Origin of the sequence: Mycobacterium sp. 1245852.3, from assembly GCF_001669335.1 — a bacterium.
GTDB lineage: Bacteria > Actinomycetota > Actinomycetes > Mycobacteriales > Mycobacteriaceae > Mycobacterium > Mycobacterium europaeum_A.
In genome coordinates, this window is the sequence record NZ_LZLL01000465.1 from 1 (window position 1) to 1,754 (window position 1,754).

Here is a 1,754-nt window from a genome sequence, read left to right on the forward strand (position 1 = left end):
TGACCGCCACCGTCGATGCGGTACGGCGCTACCCGAACGAACTGCTGCGCCTGATCGCCGAGATGGGAATGGGCACAGGGGCATTGGCCGTCATCGGGGGCACGGTCGGCATCATCGGGTTTCTCACGCTGACCACCGGCGCCCTCGTCGCGGTACAGGGTTACGACACGCTGTCCAACATCGGCGTCGAAGCGCTGACCGGCTTCCTCTCGGCGTTCCTGAACGTGCGGATGATCGCGCCCTGCACCGCCGGTCTGGCACTGGCCGCCACGATCGGTGCGGGCGCGACCGCGCAGCTGGGCGCGATGCGCATCAACGAGGAGATCGACGCGCTGGAAGTCATGGGCATCCGCGCGGTCACCTATTTGGCGTCCACCCGGATCATCGCCGGCATCCTGGTCGTCATCCCGCTCTATGCCGTCGCCGTGCTGATGTCGTTCGTCGCGGCGAAGTTCCTCACGATCTACGTGTACGGGCAGTCACGAGGCGTCTACGAGCACTACTTCGCCACCTTTTTGCGCCCCACCGATCTGTTCTGGTCGTTTTTGGCGGCGCTGACCATGGCGGCCGGGGTGATGGTCGTGCACACGTATTACGGCTTCACCGCCACGGGCGGTCCGGCGGGCGTCGGGGAAGCGGTCGGTCGGTCGGTGCGGTCGTCGATGATCGTCACGGCCTTCGTGTGCCTGATGATCTCGCTGTCCGTCTATGGGCAGTCCGGCAACTTCAACCTGTCGGGATGACCGGATGAGCACTCACAAAGCCGACGGGGCGTTCCAGCGAAACAGGACCCGCCACAGCAAGATTGACCCGATCTGGTGGGCACCCACCTTGTTCATCCTGATCGGTGGCCTGATCGCGATGACCGCGGCCTCGTTCTCGGGCAAATTCCAGGCCTTCGTCCCGCTCACGCTGGTGTCCGACCGCGCCGGCCTGGTGATGGAAGACGGCGCCAAGGTCAAGCTGCGCGGCGTCCAGGTGGGTCAGGTCGCGTCGATCGGCACCGACGTGAAGACCGCTCGGCTGCAGCTGAAGATCCAACCGGACGCCTTCAAGTATCTGCCAAGCAACCTCGAGGCCGAGATCAAATCCACCACGGCGTTCGGCTCGAAATACGTCGATCTGATCGTTCCCGACCATCCCAGCCCGGCATCGTTGAAACCCGGCGCGCTGTTGCGCTCGCGCAACGTCACCGTGGAAGTGAACACCGTCTTCGAGAACCTGCAGTCGGTGGTCCAGGCGCTCGACCCGGCAAAGCTGAACGCGATCCTGTCGGCCTTCGCGCAATCCGTGCGCGGCAAGGGCGACCGGCTCGGACAAGCGATCACCGACGCCAACAACGTGCTACTCACCGTCAACCCGCGCATGGACACCATCGGAAAGGACTGGCGGCTGTTCGGCAAGACCACCGCCATCTACTCCGATGCGGCGCAGAACATCTTGTCCATCCTGGACTCGGCGACGACGACGAGCGCGACCATCACGGACGACCAGCGCTCGCTGGATTCGTTGTTGCTGTCGGCGATCGGCTTCAGCCAGACCGGCATCAACGTGATCGGCCGCAACGAGTCGAACATCGTGCGGTCCATGAACCTGCTCGATCCGACCATGGCCCTGCTGGAGAAATACTCGCCGACCTATACGTGCCTGTTCCAGGGTGCGCAGTGGTACGTCGACCATGGTGGCCGAGACGCGTTGGGCGGCAATGGTTATTCGGTGATCCTCGACGCGGCGCTGCTGTTCGGCGACGACCC

At 64.2% G+C, this 1,754-nt stretch carries 2 protein-coding genes; both read left to right on the forward strand.

Translation table 11 applies throughout. The features are described from left to right. Positions 1 to 743, forward strand: a 743-nt coding sequence (locus tag A9W96_RS20650) for an ABC transporter permease (RefSeq protein WP_067142615.1), incomplete at its 5' end; no start/stop codon positions are given. Positions 744 to 747: 4 nt separating this feature from the next. After that, positions 748 to 1,754: MCE family protein (locus A9W96_RS20655; protein ID WP_066869646.1), on the forward strand; the 1,007-nt coding region annotated here is incomplete at its 3' end.